The sequence below is a fragment of the Streptomyces sp. NPDC039465 genome, assembly GCF_055639315.1.
Map to the genome: position 1 here is coordinate 1258333 of NZ_JBVKAP010000001.1, position 18668 is coordinate 1277000.

The window sequence follows — 18668 nt, forward strand, 5'->3', positions numbered from 1 at the left end:
CTGAGCGGCTAGTGACCGGAGGTGGCCTTCAGGCCGACCACGGCCACCAGCAGCAGACAGACGAAGAAGATCCGGGCGGCAGTCGCCGGCTCCCCGAGAACGACCATGCCGAGCACCGCCGCACCGGCCGCGCCGATACCGACCCAGACGCCGTACGCCGTACCGATCGGCAGAGTCTTGGCGGCATGCGACAGCAGCAGCATCGAGGCGACGATCCCGGCGCCGGTGAACACACTGGGCCACAGGCGGGTGAATCCGTCGGTGTACTTCATCCCGATCGACCAGCCGACTTCGAGCAGACCGGCGACGATGAGAAAGATCCAGGCCATGACGGCGGCACCTCCGCGAGACGGAACAACAGCGGTGCGTCGTCTTTGCGGGGCCCGGTACGGCGCGTCTCGTCGGGTCCCCCAAAGGTAGCAAAGGGGCATGGGAAAGGCCTGGTGACCATGGTCACCAGGCCTTCGGCGGCCGACGAGGGCAGGCCCGCTCGGACTACAGGTACAGGCCGGTGGTGTCCTCGGTCCCCTGGAAGCGGTCGGCGGCGACGGCGTGCAGGTCGCGCTCGCGCATCAGTACGTAGGCCACGCCCCGGACCTCGACCTCGGCGCGGTCCTCGGGGTCGTACAGCACCCGGTCACCGGTCTCGACGGTACGGACGTTCTGGCCGACCGCGACGACCTCGGCCCAGGCCAGACGGCGGCCCACGGCGGCGGTCGCCGGGATCAGGATGCCGCCGCCGGAGCGCCGCTCGCCCTCGGGGGAGTCGGTCCGGACCAGTACGCGGTCGTGGAGCATCCGGATGGGCAGCTTGTCGTGCTTGTTGAGGGTGTTGTCGCTCACGCCACGAACCTACCTGCCCGAGGGCGTCCGGCGTACCGGGGTCACGCCTTGCGCTTCCGGGAGGAGAGGGCGAGCAGGCCCACGACGCCGACGACGAGCAGGGCGACCGGGACGACCCGCTCCAGGCGCGGGGCGCCGTCCTCCCCCACGAACCGGTCCCGTACCCCGGACACGGCCTGGTTCACGGCCACGTAGGCCCGCCCCGCGGTCTGGTCGACCCTGGAGGCGACCCGGGCCTTGGCGTCACCGATGATCGTCTTCGGGTGCATCCGCACGCCGATCTCGTCGAGAGTGACGACGAGCTGCTCGCGCCGGCGGACGATGTCCGCCTCGATCTGCGCAGGGGTCCTGGCGTCCGACACCGCGCTGCCTCCGTGGTCGTGTCCGGTGAGTCCTGTGGACAGTCTGTCAGCTCGGGCGCCTTCGGGTTGTCACAGACCCCCATTAGGCTCTTTACGCGTACGCGCACACCCCTGCTGAGGAGAGCCATGAGCGAGCGACTGCAGACCGGCGACACCGCCCCCGCCTTCACCCTGCCCGACGCGGACGGCAACGACGTCTCGCTCGCGGACCACAAGGGACGCAAGGTCATCGTGTACTTCTACCCGGCGGCGCTGACCCCGGGCTGCACGAAGCAGGCCTGCGACTTCACGGACAACCTCGACCTGCTGGCGGGCGCGGGCTACGACGTGATCGGCGTGTCGCCGGACAAGCCGGAGAAGCTGGCGAAGTTCCGCGACAAGGAGGCCTTGAAGGTCACGCTGGTCGGCGACCCGGAGAAGAAGGTGCTGGAGGCGTACGGCGCCTTCGGCGAGAAGAAGCTTTACGGCAAGACGGTGACGGGCGTGATCCGTTCGACGGTCGTGGTCGACGAGGAAGGCAAGGTCGAGCGCGCGCTGTACAACGTGAAGGCGACCGGCCATGTCGCCAAGATCATCAAGGATCTGGGGATCTGAGGAAACCGCCTCGGGAGCCGTCCGCCTGCCCGCTACCATGAGCGGGCGACTGGCGGCCGTGGTGGAATTGGCAGTCACGCTGGGTTTAGGTCCCAGTGGGAGAAATCCCGTGAGGGTTCGAGTCCCTCCGGCCGCACGCCTCGTGGCCTGCGAATCGAAGGTTCGGTTCGCAGGCCACGGTCATGCTCGGCCCAGTGCCGTCGTCGTCAGCCCAGCAGGTCGCGCACCTCGGGCACCAGCGCCCTGAACGCCTTGCCCCGGTGGCTGATCGCGTTCTTCTCCTGCGGGGTCAGCTCGGCGCAGGTCACCTCGTAGCCGTCGGGCTGGAGGATCGGGTCGTAGCCGAAGCCGTTCGCGCCGGTCGGGGTGTGGCGCAGGGTGCCGCGGAGGCGGCCCTCGACGACGCGTTCGGTGCCGTCGGGCAGGGCCAGGGCCGCCGCGCAGAAGAAGTGGGCGCCGCGGTGGGCGTCGTCGATGTCGGAGAGCTGGGCGAGCAGCAGTTCCAGGTTGGCCCGGTCGTCGCCGTGGGTGCCTGCCCAGCGGGCGGAGAAGATGCCGGGGGCGCCGTTCAGGACGTCGACGCAGAGGCCCGAGTCGTCGGCGACCGCGGGCAGGCCGGTGGCCCGCGCCAGGGCGTGGGCCTTGAGCAGGGCGTTCTCGGCGAAGGTGACGCCGGTTTCCTTGACGTCGGGGATGTCGGGGTAGGCGTCCGCGCCGACGAGGTCGTGGGGCAGGCCCGCGTCGGCGAGGATGGCCTTCAGTTCGGTGACTTTCCCGGCGTTGCGGGTGGCGAGGATCAGACGGGTCATGCCCCGATTATCCGGGAGTGCAGACCTTGCCGATCTCGGTCGCGGCCTCCGTGACCGGCGTGATGTCCGGGGTGGTGTCGCCGTTCTTGACGGACGTACGGACGTTCTCGACGCCCTTGGTGAGGTCGTCGACGGCCTTCGACAGGTCGGCGTTGTCGGTCTTGTCCTGGAGGTTGCCGAGCTCGGTCGAGATCTCGTCGAGGGCTTCGTTGAGCCGCGTCGGGTCGTCGGCGGCGCTGGAGGCGGCCTGCTGGAGCTTGTCCACGCTGGTGGCTATCGCGTCGGCGGTCTGGACGCAGTCCATCGCCTTGTCGAGGGCGCCGCAGCCGACGGCTCCGGTCAGAGTGAGTGCGGCGACGAGTGAGAGTGCGGCGGTACGGGTACGGCGGCGCATGGAACGTGGTCCTCCCCAGATATGCGGACGGGCGTACGGTTCGAGCCGTACGCCCGTGCCCCCAAGGACGCCGTGCGGCGCCCGAATGGTTGCCGTGACGGCTAGCGGGTCGCCTCCAGGGCGGCGCGCTGGATCGTGGCCAGGTCCTCGCAGCCGGCGGTCGCCAGGTCGAGCAGGGCGTTCAGCTCCTTGCGGTCGAAGGGCTCGGCCTCGGCGGTGCCCTGGACCTCGACGAAGCGACCGTCGCCGGTGCAGACGACGTTCATGTCGGTCTCGGCGCGGACGTCCTCCTCGTAGCAGAGGTCGAGCAGCGGGGTGCCGTCGACGATGCCGACGGAGACGGCGGCGACGGTGCCGGTGAGCGGCTTGCGGCCGGACTTGACGAGCTTCTTGCCCTGCGCCCAGGCGACCGCGTCGGCGAGGGCGACGTAGGCGCCGGTGATGGCGGCGGTACGGGTGCCGCCGTCGGCCTGGAGGACGTCGCAGTCGAGGACGATGGTGTTCTCGCCGAGCGCCTTGTAGTCGATGACGGCGCGCAGCGAGCGGCCGATGAGGCGGGAGATCTCGTGCGTACGGCCGCCGATCTTGCCGCGGACGGATTCGCGGTCGCCGCGGGTGTTGGTGGAGCGGGGCAGCATCGAGTACTCGGCGGTGACCCAGCCCTCGCCGCTGCCCTTGCGCCAGCGCGGCACGCCTTCGGTGACGGAGGCGGTGCAGAAGACCTTGGTGTCACCGAAGGAGATGAGGACGGAGCCCTCGGCGTGCTTGCTCCATCCGCGTTCGATGGTGACGGGGCGGAGCTGTTCGGGGGTACGACCGTCGATTCGAGACATGGGACGAGCGTAGTCGTACGTACGTGAGGGGCCCTTCCCGGTGCCGGGAAGGGCCCCTCACGGGTGAGCGCGAAGGCTCATGTCAGCGGTGCGCCGCTCACATCAGGTCGCTCACATCATGTCTTCGATGTCCGCGGCGATGGGGTCCGCGTCGGTGCCGATGACGACCTGGATCGCGGTGCCCATCTTGACGACGCCGTGGGCGCCGGCGGCCTTGAGCGCGGCCTCGTCGACCTTGCTCGGGTCGATGACCTCGGTGCGCAGGCGGGTGATGCAGCCCTCGACCTCTTCGATGTTGTCGATTCCGCCGAGCCCGGCGACGATCTTCTCAGCCTTGCTGGCCATGTCTGTCTCCCTGTCCTTCACAAAGCGCAGTCTCGAGCGCGGTCTCGGCACACCGTGTTCCGCTTTGTCACGGTAACGCACGGTTGGCCCATCTTCGCGAGCGGTATCCAGGGCCGTCACCAATGATGACGATCACCGGAGTTCTGCCTGCGAGCAGCCTCCGGGAGCCTATCGCAACTGGTCTACACCAGTCGCAACGACAGTCAGAGGTGGCTTGTTCCGGGAGGACGCCGATGAGTTCCGACAGTCCCGCCACCCCGGCGAGCACAGTGCCTCGGCAGAGGTGGTGGAACGGCCTCTTCCAAGGGCTCCAGAAGATGGGCCGCAGCCTCCAGCTGCCGATCGCCGTCCTGCCGGCGGCCGGCATCCTCAACCGCCTGGGCCAGCCGGACGTCTTCGGCGAGGACGGTCTCGGCTGGGACAACGTCGCCAAGGTGATGGCCGGGGCCGGTGGCGCCCTCCTCGACGGAAGCCTCGGACTGCCCCTGCTCTTCTGCGTCGGTGTCGCGATCGGTATGGCCAAGAAGGCGGACGGCTCCACCGCGCTGGCCGCCGTGGTCGGCTTCCTCGTCTACTACACCGTGCTGCGCCAGTTCCCCAAGGACTGCCCGGAGGGGACGAGGGACATCGGCGGCGGCTGCCTGGGGGCGGAGGACGCCTTCGCGGGATACACGTACCAAAACCCCGGCGTCTTCGGCGGCATCGTCATGGGCCTGCTGGCCGCCTGGTTCTGGCAGCGCTACCACCGCGTGAGGCTGGTCGACTGGCTCGGCTTCTTCAACGGCCGCCGACTGGTCCCCATCATCATGGCCTTCGTCGCGATCGCCTTCGCCGCGCTCTGTCTGTGGATCTGGCCGCCGATCGGCGACGCCCTGGAGAGCTTCAGCGACTGGCTGGTCGGTCTTGGCGCCTGGGGGGCGGGCATCTTCGGGGTCGCCAACCGCGCGCTGCTCGTCATCGGCCTGCACCAGTTCCTCAACGTGCCCATCTGGTTCCAGTTCGGCACGTACGCCAAGCCGGACGGCACGGTGGTGCACGGCGACATCAACATGTTCCTCGCGGGCGACCCGGACGCCGGCCAGTTCCTCACCGGCTTCTTCCCGATCATGATGTTCGCGCTGCCGGCCGCCGCCCTGGCCATCACCCACTGCGCCAAGCCGCACCGGCGCAAGGAGGTCGGTGGCATGATGCTCTCGGTCGCCCTGACGTCGTTCGTCACCGGCATCACCGAGCCGATCGAGTACTCCTTCCTCTTCATCGCCCCCCTGCTGTACGTGATCCACGCCGTCCTGACGGGCGTTTCGATGGCCGTGACGTGGGCGCTCGGCGTGAAGGACGGATTCAGTTTCTCGGCCGGTCTGATCGACTACGTGATCAACTGGAGCCTGGCGACGAAACCCTGGCTGATCATTCCGATCGGCCTCGGCTTCGCCGTCGTCTATTACGTGATCTTCCGTTTCGCGATCACCGCGTTCAATCTGCCGACTCCAGGACGCGAACCGGAGGAGGTCGAGGAAGAGATCCAGCAGGGCAACATCAAGGCCTGACCGCCCCGCAGGGGTGGGCGTTGCCAGGCGCGAAAAGGCCCTCGGACCTGACGGTCCGGGGGCCTTTTGTCGTTGATCTACGACTATGTCTGAGACCACAAAATTCGCAGGTTCCTTATCTAAGTCTCACGTGCTACAACTGGTCTACACCTCTCATTGGTGTAGACCACGCGGTCCAGTCCACCGCGTTCTTCTAAAGACGCCGCCGTCACCCCCTTTCCATGTCCTCTGGCGGCGCCTTGCCTACTGGAGGAAGTTGATGAGTACGGCCACCGCCCAGGCGGCGCCCGCGAAGAAGCGCGGGGCCGGCCTGTTCCAGGGGCTGCAGAAGGTCGGTCGCAGCCTGCAGCTGCCGATCGCCGTGCTGCCGGCCGCGGGTATTCTGCTCCGCCTCGGCCAGGACGACGCCTTCGGCAAGGACGGCCTCGGCTGGGACAAGGTCGCCAAGATCTTCGCCACGGCCGGCGATGCGGTCTTCGCGAACCTGCCCCTGCTGTTCTGCGTCGGTATCGCGATCGGCTTCGCGAAGAAGGCCGACGGCTCCACCGCCCTCGCCGCGCTGGTCGGCTTCCTGGTCTACAAGAACGTGCTGACCGCGTTCCCGGTGACCGAGGCGGTCGTCAACACCACTGAGAACAAGGGCGTCGACGTCGCCGCGACGTACAACGACCCCAAGGTCTTCGGCGGCATCATCATGGGTCTGCTGGCCGCCGTCATATGGCAGCGGTACCACCGCACCAAGCTGGTCGACTGGCTCGGCTTCTTCAACGGCCGCCGCCTCGTCCCGATCATCATGGCCTTCGTCGGCACGATCATGGGTGTCGTCTTCGGCCTGGTCTGGGAGCCCATCGGCAACGTCATCACCAACTTCGGTGAGTGGATGACCGGCCTCGGCGCGGTCGGCGCGGGCATCTTCGGTGCCATCAACCGCGGCCTGCTGCCCATCGGCATGCACCAGTTCGTGAACACCGTCGCCTGGCAGGAGATCGGCTCCTTCAAGGACTCCAGCGGTGCGATGTGGCACGGCGACCTGCCGCGCTTCTTCCACGGCGACCCGACCGCCGGTCAGTTCATGTCGGGCTTCTTCCCGATCATGATGTTCGCCCTGCCGGCCGCCGCCCTCGCCATCACGCACTGCGCCCGGCCCGAGCGCCGCAAGGTCGTCGGCGGCATGATGATCTCGCTGGCGCTGACCTCCTTCGTCACCGGCATCACCGAGCCCATCGAGTTCGCGTTCATGTTCATCGCCCCGGTGCTGTACGTGATCCACGCGGTCCTCACGGCCATCTCGATGGCGCTGACCTGGGCCCTCGGGGTGCACCACGGCTTCAGCTTCTCGGCCGGCGCGATCGACTACTTCCTGAACTGGGGTCTGGCCACCAAGCCCTGGATGATCATCCCGATCGGTCTGGTCTTCGCGGTGGTCTACTACGTGGTCTTCCGCTTCGCCATCGTCAAGTTCAACCTCCCCACCCCGGGCCGCGAGCCCGAGGAGGAAGTCGAGGACCTCACCAAGGCGTAAGCCCTGGGCAGGACCGAACGAGGCCCCGGAACCGTACGGTTCCGGGGCCTCGTGCCGTTCTCTCACCGGCCTCGGCGTCAGAGCTCGTAGACCGCGCCCGGGTACGCCAGCTCCGCCGGGCCCCCGTAGACGGCCCGCGCGTCCGCCAAGTTCAGGGCGCCGTCCGTCCACGGCGGGATGTGGGTCAGCACCAGCCGGCCCACCTCCGCGCGCCGCGCGTGGGCGCCCGCCTCCCGGCCGTTGAGATGGAGCGCCGGGATGTCCTCCTTGCCGTGCGTGAAGGACGCCTCGCACAGGAAGAGGTCGGCGCCGTCGGCCAGCTGGTGCAGCGACTCACAGACTCCGGTGTCGCCCGAGTAGGTGAGCGTCTTCCCACCGTGCTCGATCCGGATGCCGTACGCCTCGACCGGGTGCTCAACCCGCTCCGTACGGATCTGGAACGGGCCGAGGTCGAACGAGCCCGGCTTGAGTGTGTGGAAGTCGAAGACCTCGCTCATCGACGTCGCCGACGGCGTGTCCGCGTACGCCGTGGTCAGCCGCTGCTCGGCGCCCTCCGGCGCGTACACGGGGAGCGCGGGGCAGCGGCCGCCCTCATGGCGGTAGTAGCGGGCCACGAAGTAGCCGCACATGTCGATGCAGTGGTCGGCGTGGAGGTGGCTGAGGAAGATGGCGTCGAGGTCGTACAGACCGATGTGGCGCTGCAGCTCGCCGAGGGCGCCGTTGCCCATGTCGAGGAGCAGCCGGAAGCCGTCGGCCTCTACGAGGTAGCTCGAGCAGGCCGATTCCGCGGACGGGAACGAGCCGGAGCAGCCGACGACGGTGAGCTTCATGGAGCGTGAACCTCCGTGGACGGGAGCGGAAAGGTCGCTGAGTGGGGAGGTCGTGCGGTTTGTCGAGCGTAAGGCGCGGGCGGGCGGGTCGCTCCTCCGTCGGGGCCTGTTGTGGGCGAACTCACGGGCTCTGTCACCGGTTCGGATGGACGGCGGCACGGCCGAGGGGGGCGCGGGCGCCGCGGGGGCCGCGCCGGTAACGTCTGGGGTTATGGACACGTCATGGTGGCCGGCGCTGGTCGCGGTGGTGGTGGTCGCGCTCGTCGTCGCGGTGGCCGACGGGTGGCGGCGTGGTGGCCGGCGCCCGCCCGGGCGTACGCGGCCCCCGGCCCGGCCGGGCGTGCCGTCGCGGGTGCGGGGCCGGTTGCCCCGGGCGGGTGAGATCTGGTGGGCGGACGTGCCCTACGAGGACGGCCCCGGGTCGAAGGACCGGCCGTGTCTGGTGCTGGCGGTACGGGGTGACGACGCAGTGGTCGTCAAGATCACCAGCAAGTACCACGACGAGCGGCCGGGGGTGCTGGCGCTGCCGCCGGGGTCCGTGGGGGATGCGCACGGACGTCCGAGCTTCCTGGAGACGGACGAGCTGCGGGAGGTCCCGGTGTGGGAGTTCCGGCGGCGGGTCGGGGTGGTGGACCCGGTGGTCTGGGACCAGGTCCGCCACCTCGCGTCGTAGGGCCGACGGGAGTCGGGGCGAGGACCGGTCCGGCGTCGGCCGGACCGGACGGCCGGTCGCCCGGCCCGACCGGACGTCAGCCAGGCTCTCGGCCTGACGCGGCCGGATCGGGCCGATGCCACGTCGGCCGGACCGGCCTGACGTCGGCCCGGTCGGCATGGCGCACCGGCGTCGGCCGGATGCCGCCCCGCCCGGTCGCGCGTATGCGCTACGCCCAGAGCTGGCCGTGCAGCGTCTCGATCGCCTCTTCCGTCGTCGCCGCCGTGTAGACGCCGGTCGACAGGTACTTCCAGCCGCCGTCGGCGACCACGAAGACGATGTCGGCGCTCTCGCCCGCCTTCACCGCCTTGTTGCCGACGCCGATCGCCGCGTGGAGCGCCGCGCCGGTGGAGACGCCCGCGAAGATGCCCTCCTGCTGGAGGAGTTCGCGGGTGCGGGTCACCGCGTCGGCCGAGCCGACGGAGAAGCGGGTGGTCAGCACGGAGGCGTCGTACAGCTCCGGGACGAAGCCCTCGTCGAGGTTCCGCAGGCCGTAGACGAGGTCGTCGTAGCGCGGCTCGGCGGCGACGATCTTGACGTCGGGCTTGTGTTCGCGCAGGTAGCGGCCGACGCCCATGAGGGTGCCGGTGGTGCCGAGGCCCGCCACGAAGTGGGTGACGGACGGCAGGTCCGCGAGGATCTCGGGGCCGGTCGTCGCGTAGTGCGCGCCCGCGTTGTCGGGGTTTCCGTACTGGTAGAGCATCACCCAGCTCGGGTTCTGCTCGGCCAGCTCCTTGGCCACCCGGACGGCGGTGTTGGAGCCGCCGGCCGCCGGGGACGCGATGATCTCGGCGCCCCACATGGCGAGCAGCTGGCGGCGCTCCTCGCTGGTGTTCTCCGGCATGACGCAGACGATCTTGTAGCCCTTGAGCTTCGCCGCCATGGCCAGGGAGATCCCCGTGTTGCCCGAGGTCGGCTCGAGGATCGTGCAGCCGGGGGTGAGCCGGCCCGCCTTCTCGGCCTGCTCGATCATGTGCAGGGCGGGGCGGTCCTTGACCGAGCCGGTCGGGTTGCGGTCCTCCAGCTTGGCCCAGATACGGACGTCGGCCGAGGGCGAGAGCCGGGGCAGCCGGACCAGGGGCGTGTTGCCGACCGCCGCCAGCGGGGAGTCGTACCGCATCTCAGATGCTGCCGCCGGCCACGGCCGGAAGGATCGTGACGCTGTCGCCGTCGGCCAGCTTGGTGTTGATGCCGTCCAGGAAGCGGACGTCCTCGTCGTTGAGGTAGACGTTGACGAAGCGGCGCAGCTCGCCGCCCTTCGCCTCGTCGATGAGCCGGGCCTGGATGCCCGAGTGGCGGGTCTCGAGGTCGGCAAAGAGCTCGGCGAGGTTCGCTCCGCTGCCCTGGACGGCCTTCTCGCCGTCGGTGTAGGTGCGGAGGATGGTGGGGATGCGGACCTCGATGGCCATGGCGTGGGCTCCTGTCGGGAGTGGCGTGAAAGGCGCGCGGCTCTGGGCCCCCGCGCGGGGTCGTGCTCCTGGGTGCGCTGGCGCGCCCCCGCTCACATCGCGCTGGCGAGACGGCACAGATCGACGTGCAGCCGCGCCACGAGCAGCACGCTGCCCGGCGTCCGTTCGCTCACGTCGTGGAAAACCATGCGGTCATCGTATCGATTCCCGGTCCGAGTTCCGGAATGTGATCTCGCATGCTGGACCGTTCACGCCCGACTGGCGGACTTGGGGAGGTAGACGACGGTCGGGGCGCCGGTCGCCGGGTGGGTCGTGACCTGGGCATCCACGCCGTAGACGGTGGCGAGGAGGGCGGGGGTGAGGACCTCGGCGGGCGGGCCTTCGGCGACGACCCGGCCCGCTTCGAGGACGTAGAGCCGGTCGCAGTAGTACGCGGCCAGGTTGAGATCGTGCAGCGCCAGCAGATTGGTCGTGCCCAACTCCGTTACCAGTGTGAGGACTTCGAGCTGGTAGCGGATGTCGAGGTGGTTGGTGGGCTCGTCCAGGACAATCACCGTCGGGCGCTGGACCAGGGCGCGGGCGACCAGGGCGCGCTGGCGCTCGCCGCCGGAGAGGGAGGGGAAGGGGCGTTCGGCGAGGTCCGCGATGCCGACCCGGGCGAGCGCCTCCCGGACAAGCCGGGTGTCCGCCGTGGTGTCCGCCTCCCAGAAGCGTTTGTGCGGGGAGCGGCCCATCGCGACCATCTCGTGGACGGTCAGCTCGAAGAGGGCCTGGCCGTCCTGGGGGACGGTGGCGATACTTCGGGCGCGGGCCTTGGGGCCCATGGCGGCCAGGTCGTCGCCGTCGAGCAGGGCGCGCCCGGCGGTGGGCCGCAGGGTGCCGTACACACAGCGCAGCAGGGTCGTCTTGCCGCTGCCGTTGGGGCCGACGACGCCGACGGTCTCGCCGTCGCCGACGGTCAGGTCGACGCCGTGGAGCCTGGTCCCGTACGAGAGCCCTTCGGTGCGCAGCAGGGTCATGCGGGCGCTCCTTCGGGGCGGCGGCGCAGCAGCCACAGGAAGAACGGGCCACCGATGAGGGCGGTGAGGATGCCGACGGGTACGTCCTGTGGGGCGGCGACCGTGCGGGCGCCGAGGTCGGCGGTGATCAGGAAGGCGGCTCCGGCGAGGGCGGTCACGGGCAGCAGGGTGCGGTGGCTCGCTCCGACCAGCATCCGGGCGGCGTGCGGGACGAGCAGTCCGATGAAGCCGATGGCGCCGCTGAAGGCGACCAGGACGCCGGTGACGAGGGAGGTGAGGACGAAGACGGCGGCCCGGAAGCGGGAGGTGTCGAGGCCCAGGACGGTCGCGCCCTCCTCGCCGACCAGCATCAGGTCGAGGGGCCGGGCGAGGGCGATCAGCAGGCCGGTGCCCAGCAGGAGGACCGTGGCGGGCAGCGGGAGGATGTCCCAGCGGGCGGAGCCCAGGCCGCCGAGGGACCAGTACATCGCCTCCTGGAAGTGCTCGCGGCGGGCCGAGGTGACCATGAGGAGGCTGGTCAGGGCGGAGAGGACGTACGCGACGGCGACCCCGGCGAGGACCAGCCGGGAGCCGGTCATCCGGCCGCCGCGCCGGGCCAGGGCGTAGACGAGGACCAGGGCGAGCAGGGCTCCGGCGAAGGCGCCCGCGGGCATGGTGAGGCTGGTGGCGAGGCCGAGTCCGCTGCCGAGGCCGAAGACGATGACGACGACGACCCCGGCGGAGGCGCCGGAGGAGATGCCGAGCAGGTAGGGGTCGGCGAGCGGGTTGCGGACGAGTGCCTGCAGGACGGTGCCGACGACGGCGAGGCCGGCCCCGACGACCGCGCCGAGCAGGACGCGCGGCAGCCGGACGTCGAGGACGATCGTGCGGAAGGGGCTTGGTTCCGCCCGGCCGGTGACGATGTCGAGGACCTGGGCGGCCGGGATGCGGACCTGGCCGAGGGCGAGTCCGGCGAGCGCCGCCCCGGCCAGGGCCAGGGCGAGCACCGCGAGGACGAGGGTGTAGCGCAGGGGCCCGGTGGCGCGGGGCGTCATTTCTTGAGCTCGGGGTGGAGCTGGACGGCGAGCTTCTCGATCGCGGCGGGCGCGCGGACGCCGAGGACGACGTCCGACAGCGGCATGACGGCGAAGCGCTTGTTCTTGATCGCGGGGACGTCCTTGAGCGCCGGGTCGGTCAGCAGCCGCTGCTTCTTCTGCTCGACGGTGGTGGTGCCGTAGTCGTAGATGACGACGATCTCGGGCTTGCGGGCGACGACCTGCTCCCAGGTGGCGTCGGCGAAGGGCTTGTCGAGGTCGGCGAAGACGTTCCGGCCGCCGGCGCGCTTGATCATCTCGTTGCCGATGCCGACCCCGCCGGCGGTGGAGGCGGTCTTGTCGCCGCCGTCGTAGACGAAGACGGAGAGCGGCTCGGTGCCTTTGAGGCGGGTTTCGGTGGCGGCGGTGGTGGTCCGGGCGCCGGCGATCCACTTCTGGGCGCGGTCGGGGACGCCGAAGGTGCGGCCGATCTCGGTGATCTCGCGGTAGAGGTCGTCGAGGGAGGTCGTGCCGTCGGAGCAGTACTCGATGTTGAGGCGGGACCTGATGCCGGACTTCGCCAGGTCGTCGCGGCCGCGTCCCTGCTTGGCGTCGAAGGCGGTGGCGTAACCGCCGTAGACGAAGTCGGGGTTGGCGGCGAGGAGGGTCTCCTTGGAGGGGTACTCCTTGGCGACGACCGGGACGGCCTTGTACTCCTTCTCGTACTTCGGCAGGACCTTGTCGTCGAGGTAGGCGGTGCCGACGAGCGACGTGGCCAGGCCCAGCTCCAGCATCACCTCGGTGACGTGCTGGTTCATGGTGACGACGCGCTTGGGCGGCGCGGTGTACGTGGTCTTGGTCCCGCAGTTGTCGACGGTGTACGGGAAGCCGGGGGCGGGCTTCGCGTGGGCGTCGGGTGCGGCGGTGGTGCCCGCGCATCCCGTAAGCGGGAGCAGGGCGGCGGCTGCGGCGAGGGCGGCGATACGGCGCCTGGACATGGCTGGGCCTCCTCCGGGGGATTTCCGCGTCCCCTGGGTGTGGAAGAAGGGCGGCAGGCCAGTTCCTGGCTGGCAGGCGAAAAACGCCTGGTCACAGTGGCGGGACCGCGCCGGATTCACACCGGCTTCCTGGGTCCTGCCGCCCCCGAAGTCGAATTGGTCAGGGTCAGTATGCCTGTACGACCCTGACCTCCTCCTCGGTGACCTCGCCCTCGACGATCCGGAAGGAGCGGAACTGGAAGTCGCCGGCGCCGTCCGTGTCCGCGGTGGAGACCAGGACGTAGTGGGCGCCGGGCTCGTTCGCGTAGGAGATGTCCGTACGGGAGGGGTAGGCCTCGGTGGCCGTGTGCGAGTGGTAGATGACCACCGGCTCCTCGTCGCGGTCGTCCATCTCGCGGTAGAGCTTGAGGAGGTCGCCGGAGTCGAACTCGTAGAAGGTGGGCGAGCGGGCGGCGTTGAGCATGGGGATGAAGCGCTCGGGGCGGCCGCTGCCGGCCGGGCCCGCGACCACGCCGCAGGCCTCGTCGGGGTGGTCCGCGCGGGAGTGTTCCACGATCTGGTCGTACAGGGCCTGGGTAATGGTCAGCATGGTCGACAGAATAAGCAAAGGGGCCGTCCCGTACCGAGGAGTGGTACGGGACGGCCCGAATGCTGAGACAGCCTGGGTCAGGAGCGCTTGGCGAAGGCGGCACCCTCGGGGTTGCGGCTCTTCAGGACCAGGTAGGAGACGCCGAGGATGAGACCCCACAGCGGGGCGCAGTACAGCGAGATCCGCGCGCCCTCGTCGATGGCCATCATCACGATGACCATGCCGATGAAGAGCAGGGCGAACCAGCTGGTGTACGGGGCGCCCGGGGCCTTGAACTCGGACTGCGGCAGCTCACCGCGGTTGGCCTTGGCCCGGTAGCGGATCTGGCAGACCAGGATCATGATCCAGGCCCACATGCCGGAGATGGTGGCGAAGGAGACGACGTAGTTGAACGCCTCGCCGGGCCACTGGTAGTTGATCCAGACGCCGACCATCATCAGCGCCGCCGAGACGGTGGTGCCGAGCAGCGGGGTGCCGTTCTTGGTCAGCTTGGTCAGGAAGTTCGGGCCCTGGCCGTTGAGCGCGAGGTCGCGCAGCATGCGGCCGGTGGAGTACATGCCGGAGTTGCAGGAGGACAGCGCCGCGGTGAGCACCACGAAATTGACGATGGCCGCGCCGACACCCAGGCCCATCTTCTCGAAGGCCGCGACGAACGGGCTGACGCCCGGCTTGAACTCGGACCACGGGACGACCGACAGGATCATGATCAGCGCGCCGACGTAGAAGACGGCGATACGCCACGGGACGGTGTTGATCGCCTTGGGCAGGACCGTCTTCGGGTCCTTGGACTCACCGGCGGTGACGCCGACCAGCTCGACCGCCAGGAAGGCGAACATCACGATCTGCAGGGTCATCAGGGTGCTGCCGATGCCCTTGGGGAAGAAGCCGCCGTCGTTCCAGAGGTTGGCCACGGTGGCGGTGTCGCCGGCGTCGGAGAAGCCGACGGTCAGGATGCCGGCGCAGATCAGGATCATGCCGATGATGGCGGTGACCTTGACCATGGAGAACCAGAACTCCAGCTCACCGAAGAGCTTCACGGAGATCAGGTTCGCGCCGTAGAGGATGATCGTGAAGACCAGGGCGGAGAGCCACTGCGGGATGTCCCACCAGTACGTCATGTACGTGGCGGCCGCGGTGACCTCGGTGATGCCGGTGACCACCCAGAAGAGCCAGTACGTCCAGCCGGTGACGAAGCCCGCGAAGGGTCCCACGAACTCACGGGCGTAGTCCGCGAAGGAGCCCGAGACGGGGCGGTACATGAGCAGCTCGCCCAGGGCCCGCATGATGAAGAAGATGACCAGGCCTGCGATGGCGTAGGCCAGGATGAGGCTGGGGCCGGCCTTGGCGATGGCCTTGCCCGCGCCGAGGAAGAGGCCGGTGCCGATGGCGCCGCCGATCGCGATCATCTGGATCTGGCGGGCGCCGAGGCTCCGGTGATATCCCTCGCCGGACGACTCTGTGGCCTCATTGCCGTCGTGCTGCTTGTCGACCTGCACTGAGGTCATGGTGGTGCGCCTTTCTCCATGCTGACCCGCGCCGCTGCTGCGACTGCGGATCAGGTCCTGATCCCCCCGGATACGGATGGAGTGCTACCGGCGATCAGCCGGCCAAAGCGCCCCCGGGAACAGGGGTGGCGTCCCCGGGCGGTCGTGAAGATTTATCACGACCGCAACAGTGATCGACGAGAGGCGCTGTGGCGCACGCCACAAGAAAAACCGGACAAAGGGAATTCGGCGCAGGAAATCAGGGCGCTTGGGTGACGCGATCGTTATGCGGATTTGAGCGTCCGCTGAGCGAACACTCCCCGTCGCGGAGGTGTCAGGGCATCAACGTCTCGACGAGGGTCTCCTGGAGCGCGCCCAGCCAGAGGTACGCCATCACCATCGGCTTGCGCGGATCGGAGTCGGGCAGCCGGTACAGCGCCCCCATCTCGTCCTCGTCCGTGACCTCCAGCCGGGTGCCGATGGTCAGCCGCAGGTCGTTGAGGGCGCCGAGCCAGCGCAGCGACTCCTCGGGGGTGAGCTTGAGGACCGCGCCGCCCTCCCCCTTCGCGGAGAGCCCGTCCAGGTTCCGTACGACCGCCAGGGCGTCGTCGCGCTTGCGGGAGCGCAGATCGTTCTCGGTGAACCGCCGGAACTCCGCCGCCGCGGCGCGCAGCTCCTCATCCTCGTCCCCGTACGCGTCCGGGAAGAGCCGGGCGAGGGCGGGGTCGGTGGGGCGCTCGCTCGGTCCCTCGGCGAAGAGCGCGGCGAGCGGGTCCTCGCCCTTGGCGGGCTCGTCACCCGGCCCGATCAGCTCCAGGAGCTGGACGGCGAGGGAGCGGAGGATGGAGATCTCGACCTCGTCGAGGGCGACGGCCGCGCCGCCGCCGGGCAGCGCCTCGAAGTTCCCGCTCATCAGGTGCGGTCCTGGGAGAGGGTCGCCCACAGGCCGTAGCCGTGCATGGCCTGTACGTCCCGTTCCATCTCCTCGCGGCTGCCGCTGGAGACCACGGCGCGTCCCTTGTGGTGCACGTCGAGCATCAGTTTGTGGGCCTTGTCCTTGGAGTAGCCGAAGTACGCCTGAAAGACGTACGTCACGTAGCTCATCAGATTGACGGGATCGTTGTGCACGATCGTCACCCAGGGCACGTCAGGCTCCGGGACGGCGAAGCTCTCCTCGGCCGGTTTCGTACGTTCGATCTCAATAGGCGCAACGCTCACTTAGCCCATGCTGCCACCCGGGGAGGGCGGTCGCACAAACGGGCTCGGAGAAATCGTCACTCTGACGAGTATTCGGGGTAGCATCTCTGCCATGAACACTGCGGACCTTGGGCTGCCGGTGGACGTGCCGTCGACCGCGCTCTTCACGGACCAGTACGAGCTGACGATGCTCCAGGGGGCCCTGCGGGGCGGTACGGCCGACCGGCGGTCGGTCTTCGAGGTCTTCACCCGGCGACTGCCGGAGGGGCGGCGGTACGGGGTCGTGGCCGGCGTCGGCCGGGTCCTCGACGCCGTCGAGAACTTCCGCTTCGACGCGAGCGTGCTGGGCTTTCTCCGGGACCGGGGGATCGTGGACGCGCCGACCCTCGAATGGCTCGCGCAGTACCGTTTCAGCGGTGACATCTGGGGCTACCCCGAGGGCGAGGTGTACTTCCCCGGCTCCCCCATCCTGCGGGTCGAGGGCTCCTTCGCGGAGTGCGTGCTCCTGGAGACCGTGATCCTCTCCATCCTCAACCACGACTCGGCCATCGCGGCCGCGGCCTCCCGGATGTCCGCGGCGGCCGGCGGCCGGCGGCTGATCGAGATGGGCGCCCGCCGGACCCATGAGCTGGCGGCGGTCGCCTCCGCCCGCGCCGCCTACGTCGGCGGCTTCGCCTCCACCTCCGACCTGGCCGCGGGCTTCCGTTACTCCATTCCGACGGTCGGCACCTCCGCGCACGCCTTCACCCTGCTGCACGACAGCGAGCGGGACGCCTTCCGGGCCCAGATCGACTCCCTCGGCAGCGGTACGACCCTCCTCGTCGACACCTACGACGTCGCCGAGGCCGTACGGACCGCGGTGGAGCTCGCCGGGACCGGCCTCGGGGCCGTCCGCATCGACTCGGGCGACCTGCTGCTCGTCGCCCACCGGGTGCGCCAGCAGCTCGACGAGCTGGGCGCCACCGACACCAAGATCGTGGTCACCTCCGACCTCGACGAGTACGCCATCGCCTCGCTGGCCGCCGCGCCGGTCGACGCGTACGGCGTGGGCACGCAGCTGGTCACCGGCAGCGGCCACCCCACCTGCTCGATGGTCTACAAGCTCGTCGCCCGGGCCCGTTCCGCCGACCCAAAGGCGCCGCTGGAGGCGGTCGCCAAGAAGTCGCTGGGCGGCAAGGCCTCCGTCGGCGGCCGCAAGTGGGCCGCGCGCCGGGTGGACGCGGACGGGATCGCCGAGGCGGAGGTCGTCGGCACCGGTCCCGTACCGGCCGAGCTCGCCGACCGCCAGCTGCTCGTGGAGCTGGTCAAGGGCGGTGAGATCGTCGCCAGGGAGCCGCTGGAGGCCGCCCGGGAGCGGCACATCGCGGCCCGGGCCGCCCTGCCCATGTCGGCCATCCAGCTGTCGCGCGGCGAGCCGGTGATCCCTACGGAGTACGTCTGAGGCGGCGGCTCCCCGGGAGAGGGAACGCCCCCTCCCGTACGGGCGGTGAAGTCTCTAGGCTCGATGTCATTCCCCGCCCGCACGGACTCTCCCACCCACCCGCACCGGCATCTCCCATCCGAAGGACACCCGCCATGCACCGCGCATTGATCGTCGTGGACGTTCAGAACGACTTCTGCGAGGGCGGCAGCCTCGCGGTGACGGGGGGCGCGGACGTCGCCGCCGCCATCACGGACCTGGTCGGCGAGGCCGCGGGCGCGGTCTACCGCCATGTCGTCGCCACCCGCGACCACCACGTCGACCCGGGCGCCCACTTCTCGGAGCAGCCGGACTACGTGGACTCCTGGCCGGTGCACTGCGTGGCCGGTACGGAGGGGGTGGGCTTCCACCCCAATTTCGCCCCGGCGGTCGCCTGCGGCGCGATCGACGCGGTCTTCGACAAGGGCGCGTACGCGGCGGCGTACAGCGGCTTCGAGGGCACGGACGAGAACGGCACGATGCTGGCGCAGTGGCTGCGTGACCACGACGTCACGGAGGTGGACGTGGTGGGCATCGCCACCGACCACTGCGTACGGGCCACCGCGCTGGACGCGGCCCGGGAGGGCTTCACCACGCAGGTGCTGCTCGACCTCACGGCCGGTGTCGCCAAGGAGACGACGGACCGGGCCCTGGAGCAGCTGCGGGCCGCGGGGGTGGAGCTGACCGGCAAGCCGGTCGTCTCCTGACC

24 protein-coding genes, 1 tRNA gene and 2 riboswitches are annotated in these 18668 nt (G+C 69.7%); of the genes, 7 read left to right on the forward strand and 18 right to left on the reverse strand.

All coding sequences use genetic code 11. The features are described 5' to 3' along the window. Positions 1-8 precede the first annotated feature (8 nt). From ACZ7LT_RS05615 to ACZ7LT_RS05625, 3 genes are all read right to left on the reverse strand, one after another. Positions 9-329, reverse strand: a complete 321-nt coding sequence (locus ACZ7LT_RS05615) for a DMT family transporter (RefSeq protein WP_471234651.1) — start codon at positions 327-329, stop codon at positions 9-11. Between the two features lie 33 nt (positions 330-362). Further along, positions 363-433: riboswitch (guanidine-III (ykkC-III) riboswitch) on the reverse strand. A gap of 62 nt (positions 434-495) precedes the next feature. Further along, positions 496-843 (reverse strand): GroES family chaperonin, encoded by a 348-nt coding sequence (locus ACZ7LT_RS05620; protein WP_471234652.1) that lies wholly within the window; start codon positions 841-843, stop codon positions 496-498. Positions 844-884: 41 nt separating this feature from the next. Then, positions 885-1205, reverse strand: a complete 321-nt coding sequence (locus ACZ7LT_RS05625) for a DUF3618 domain-containing protein (protein WP_471234653.1) — start codon at positions 1203-1205, stop codon at positions 885-887. A 126-nt stretch (positions 1206-1331) separates the two neighbouring features. Here ACZ7LT_RS05625 and bcp point away from each other — a divergent pair, with 126 nt between their 5' ends. Then, the gene (gene bcp, locus ACZ7LT_RS05630) at positions 1332-1799 is read left to right on the forward strand and encodes a thioredoxin-dependent thiol peroxidase (protein ID WP_471234654.1); all 468 of its coding nucleotides are present in this window, start codon (positions 1332-1334) and stop codon (positions 1797-1799) included. A gap of 52 nt (positions 1800-1851) precedes the next feature. Beyond that, positions 1852-1935, forward strand: a tRNA-Leu gene (locus ACZ7LT_RS05635). 70 nt (positions 1936-2005) lie between these two features. On the opposite strand, the gene rdgB is transcribed toward ACZ7LT_RS05635, so the two are convergent. From rdgB to ACZ7LT_RS05655, 4 genes are all read right to left on the reverse strand, one after another. After that, complete coding sequence (gene rdgB, locus ACZ7LT_RS05640) at positions 2006-2608, reverse strand: RdgB/HAM1 family non-canonical purine NTP pyrophosphatase (protein ID WP_471234655.1); 603 nt, start codon at positions 2606-2608, stop codon at positions 2006-2008. Positions 2609-2615: 7 nt separating this feature from the next. Next, the gene (locus ACZ7LT_RS05645; protein ID WP_471234656.1) at positions 2616-3002 is read right to left on the reverse strand and encodes a hypothetical protein; all 387 of its coding nucleotides are present in this window, start codon (positions 3000-3002) and stop codon (positions 2616-2618) included. Between the two features lie 101 nt (positions 3003-3103). Beyond that, positions 3104-3835: a ribonuclease PH gene (gene rph, locus ACZ7LT_RS05650; RefSeq protein ID WP_471234657.1), complete on the reverse strand. Its 732-nt coding sequence runs from the start codon at positions 3833-3835 to the stop codon at positions 3104-3106. A 111-nt stretch (positions 3836-3946) separates the two neighbouring features. Next, complete coding sequence (locus ACZ7LT_RS05655) at positions 3947-4180, reverse strand: PTS sugar transporter subunit IIB (RefSeq protein ID WP_019886687.1); 234 nt, start codon at positions 4178-4180, stop codon at positions 3947-3949. 233 nt (positions 4181-4413) lie between these two features. On the opposite strand from ACZ7LT_RS05655, the gene ACZ7LT_RS05660 reads away from it, so the two are divergent. Together ACZ7LT_RS05660 and ACZ7LT_RS05665 are read left to right on the forward strand one after the other, a co-directional pair. After that, positions 4414-5727: a PTS transporter subunit EIIC gene (locus ACZ7LT_RS05660; RefSeq protein ID WP_471234658.1), complete on the forward strand. Its 1314-nt coding sequence runs from the start codon at positions 4414-4416 to the stop codon at positions 5725-5727. Positions 5728-5986: 259 nt separating this feature from the next. Further along, entirely contained in the window at positions 5987-7249 is a 1263-nt protein-coding gene (locus ACZ7LT_RS05665; protein ID WP_471234659.1) for a PTS transporter subunit EIIC, read from the forward strand. Positions 7250-7326: 77 nt separating this feature from the next. Here the strand turns inward: ACZ7LT_RS05665 and ACZ7LT_RS05670 are convergent, their stop codons facing one another. After that, a complete protein-coding gene (locus tag ACZ7LT_RS05670) occupies positions 7327-8079 on the reverse strand; it encodes an MBL fold metallo-hydrolase (protein WP_471234660.1) in 753 nt (250 codons plus the stop codon). A gap of 211 nt (positions 8080-8290) precedes the next feature. Between ACZ7LT_RS05670 and ACZ7LT_RS05675 the strand changes: the two genes are divergently transcribed. Next, entirely contained in the window at positions 8291-8752 is a 462-nt protein-coding gene (locus tag ACZ7LT_RS05675) for a type II toxin-antitoxin system PemK/MazF family toxin (RefSeq protein ID WP_471234661.1), read from the forward strand. A gap of 208 nt (positions 8753-8960) precedes the next feature. Here ACZ7LT_RS05675 and ACZ7LT_RS05680 read toward each other — a convergent pair whose 3' ends face one another. The 10 genes from ACZ7LT_RS05680 to clpS form a co-directional block, all read right to left on the reverse strand. Continuing rightward, complete coding sequence (locus ACZ7LT_RS05680) at positions 8961-9911, reverse strand: PLP-dependent cysteine synthase family protein (RefSeq protein WP_471234662.1); 951 nt, start codon at positions 9909-9911, stop codon at positions 8961-8963. A gap of 1 nt (position 9912) precedes the next feature. Then, positions 9913-10200, reverse strand: a complete 288-nt coding sequence (locus ACZ7LT_RS05685) for a MoaD/ThiS family protein (protein ID WP_471234663.1) — start codon at positions 10198-10200, stop codon at positions 9913-9915. Positions 10201-10292: 92 nt separating this feature from the next. Then, positions 10293-10388 carry a putative leader peptide gene (locus ACZ7LT_RS05690; protein WP_019886697.1) on the reverse strand — a complete coding sequence of 32 codons (96 nt, stop codon included), beginning with the start codon at positions 10386-10388 and terminating at the stop codon, positions 10293-10295. Between the two features lie 60 nt (positions 10389-10448). After that, positions 10449-11219 carry an ABC transporter ATP-binding protein gene (locus tag ACZ7LT_RS05695; protein WP_471234664.1) on the reverse strand — a complete coding sequence of 257 codons (771 nt, stop codon included), beginning with the start codon at positions 11217-11219 and terminating at the stop codon, positions 10449-10451. Further along, on the reverse strand, positions 11216-12253 hold the full coding sequence (locus ACZ7LT_RS05700) for a FecCD family ABC transporter permease (protein WP_471234665.1): 1038 nt from the start codon (positions 12251-12253) through the stop codon (positions 11216-11218). Before ACZ7LT_RS05700 ends, ACZ7LT_RS05695 begins: the two co-directional genes overlap by 4 nt. Then, the gene (locus ACZ7LT_RS05705) at positions 12250-13230 is read right to left on the reverse strand and encodes an ABC transporter substrate-binding protein (protein ID WP_471234666.1); all 981 of its coding nucleotides are present in this window, start codon (positions 13228-13230) and stop codon (positions 12250-12252) included. Before ACZ7LT_RS05705 ends, ACZ7LT_RS05700 begins: the two co-directional genes overlap by 4 nt. 39 nt (positions 13231-13269) lie before the next feature. Then, a riboswitch (cobalamin riboswitch) is annotated at positions 13270-13385 on the reverse strand. Positions 13386-13396: 11 nt separating this feature from the next. Continuing rightward, complete coding sequence (locus ACZ7LT_RS05710) at positions 13397-13819, reverse strand: M67 family metallopeptidase (protein ID WP_471234667.1); 423 nt, start codon at positions 13817-13819, stop codon at positions 13397-13399. A 77-nt stretch (positions 13820-13896) separates the two neighbouring features. Further along, positions 13897-15324 carry an amino acid permease gene (locus ACZ7LT_RS05715; protein WP_471234668.1) on the reverse strand — a complete coding sequence of 476 codons (1428 nt, stop codon included), beginning with the start codon at positions 15322-15324 and terminating at the stop codon, positions 13897-13899. A gap of 313 nt (positions 15325-15637) precedes the next feature. Further along, positions 15638-16216, reverse strand: coding sequence for a DUF2017 domain-containing protein (locus tag ACZ7LT_RS05720; protein ID WP_471234669.1), 579 nt, complete (start codon positions 16214-16216; stop codon positions 15638-15640). After that, positions 16216-16521 carry an ATP-dependent Clp protease adapter ClpS gene (clpS, locus tag ACZ7LT_RS05725; protein WP_028797581.1) on the reverse strand — a complete coding sequence of 102 codons (306 nt, stop codon included), beginning with the start codon at positions 16519-16521 and terminating at the stop codon, positions 16216-16218. The genes ACZ7LT_RS05720 and clpS overlap by 1 nt, the downstream gene beginning before the upstream one ends. A gap of 91 nt (positions 16522-16612) precedes the next feature. Here clpS and ACZ7LT_RS05730 point away from each other — a divergent pair, with 91 nt between their 5' ends. Then, entirely contained in the window at positions 16613-17941 is a 1329-nt protein-coding gene (locus tag ACZ7LT_RS05730; RefSeq protein ID WP_471234670.1) for a nicotinate phosphoribosyltransferase, read from the forward strand. A gap of 134 nt (positions 17942-18075) precedes the next feature. Next, entirely contained in the window at positions 18076-18666 is a 591-nt protein-coding gene (locus ACZ7LT_RS05735) for an isochorismatase family protein (RefSeq protein WP_471234671.1), read from the forward strand. Positions 18667-18668 lie beyond the last annotated feature (2 nt).

What these genes read in the sequence shown, in the direction of transcription:
- ACZ7LT_RS05615 (WP_471234651.1), bottom strand. Translation starts at nt 329, where the DNA reads ATGGCCTGGATCTTTCTCATCGTCGCCGGTCTGCTCGAAGTCGGCTGG.
- bcp (WP_471234654.1), top strand. Translation starts at nt 1,332, where the DNA reads ATGAGCGAGCGACTGCAGACCGGCGACACCGCCCCCGCCTTCACCCTG.
- rdgB (WP_471234655.1), bottom strand. Translation starts at nt 2,608, where the DNA reads ATGACCCGTCTGATCCTCGCCACCCGCAACGCCGGGAAAGTCACCGAA.
- ACZ7LT_RS05645 (WP_471234656.1), bottom strand. Translation starts at nt 3,002, where the DNA reads ATGCGCCGCCGTACCCGTACCGCCGCACTCTCACTCGTCGCCGCACTC.
- rph (WP_471234657.1), bottom strand. Translation starts at nt 3,835, where the DNA reads ATGTCTCGAATCGACGGTCGTACCCCCGAACAGCTCCGCCCCGTCACC.
- ACZ7LT_RS05655 (WP_019886687.1), bottom strand. Translation starts at nt 4,180, where the DNA reads ATGGCCAGCAAGGCTGAGAAGATCGTCGCCGGGCTCGGCGGAATCGAC.
- ACZ7LT_RS05660 (WP_471234658.1), top strand. Translation starts at nt 4,414, where the DNA reads ATGAGTTCCGACAGTCCCGCCACCCCGGCGAGCACAGTGCCTCGGCAG.
- ACZ7LT_RS05665 (WP_471234659.1), top strand. Translation starts at nt 5,987, where the DNA reads ATGAGTACGGCCACCGCCCAGGCGGCGCCCGCGAAGAAGCGCGGGGCC.
- ACZ7LT_RS05670 (WP_471234660.1), bottom strand. Translation starts at nt 8,079, where the DNA reads ATGAAGCTCACCGTCGTCGGCTGCTCCGGCTCGTTCCCGTCCGCGGAA.
- ACZ7LT_RS05675 (WP_471234661.1), top strand. Translation starts at nt 8,291, where the DNA reads ATGGACACGTCATGGTGGCCGGCGCTGGTCGCGGTGGTGGTGGTCGCG.
- ACZ7LT_RS05680 (WP_471234662.1), bottom strand. Translation starts at nt 9,911, where the DNA reads ATGCGGTACGACTCCCCGCTGGCGGCGGTCGGCAACACGCCCCTGGTC.
- ACZ7LT_RS05685 (WP_471234663.1), bottom strand. Translation starts at nt 10,200, where the DNA reads ATGGCCATCGAGGTCCGCATCCCCACCATCCTCCGCACCTACACCGAC.
- ACZ7LT_RS05690 (WP_019886697.1), bottom strand. Translation starts at nt 10,388, where the DNA reads ATGGTTTTCCACGACGTGAGCGAACGGACGCCGGGCAGCGTGCTGCTC.
- ACZ7LT_RS05695 (WP_471234664.1), bottom strand. Translation starts at nt 11,219, where the DNA reads ATGACCCTGCTGCGCACCGAAGGGCTCTCGTACGGGACCAGGCTCCAC.
- ACZ7LT_RS05700 (WP_471234665.1), bottom strand. Translation starts at nt 12,253, where the DNA reads ATGACGCCCCGCGCCACCGGGCCCCTGCGCTACACCCTCGTCCTCGCG.
- ACZ7LT_RS05705 (WP_471234666.1), bottom strand. Translation starts at nt 13,230, where the DNA reads ATGTCCAGGCGCCGTATCGCCGCCCTCGCCGCAGCCGCCGCCCTGCTC.
- ACZ7LT_RS05710 (WP_471234667.1), bottom strand. Translation starts at nt 13,819, where the DNA reads ATGCTGACCATTACCCAGGCCCTGTACGACCAGATCGTGGAACACTCC.
- ACZ7LT_RS05715 (WP_471234668.1), bottom strand. Translation starts at nt 15,324, where the DNA reads ATGACCTCAGTGCAGGTCGACAAGCAGCACGACGGCAATGAGGCCACA.
- ACZ7LT_RS05720 (WP_471234669.1), bottom strand. Translation starts at nt 16,216, where the DNA reads ATGAGCGGGAACTTCGAGGCGCTGCCCGGCGGCGGCGCGGCCGTCGCC.
- ACZ7LT_RS05730 (WP_471234670.1), top strand. Translation starts at nt 16,613, where the DNA reads ATGAACACTGCGGACCTTGGGCTGCCGGTGGACGTGCCGTCGACCGCG.
- ACZ7LT_RS05735 (WP_471234671.1), top strand. Translation starts at nt 18,076, where the DNA reads ATGCACCGCGCATTGATCGTCGTGGACGTTCAGAACGACTTCTGCGAG.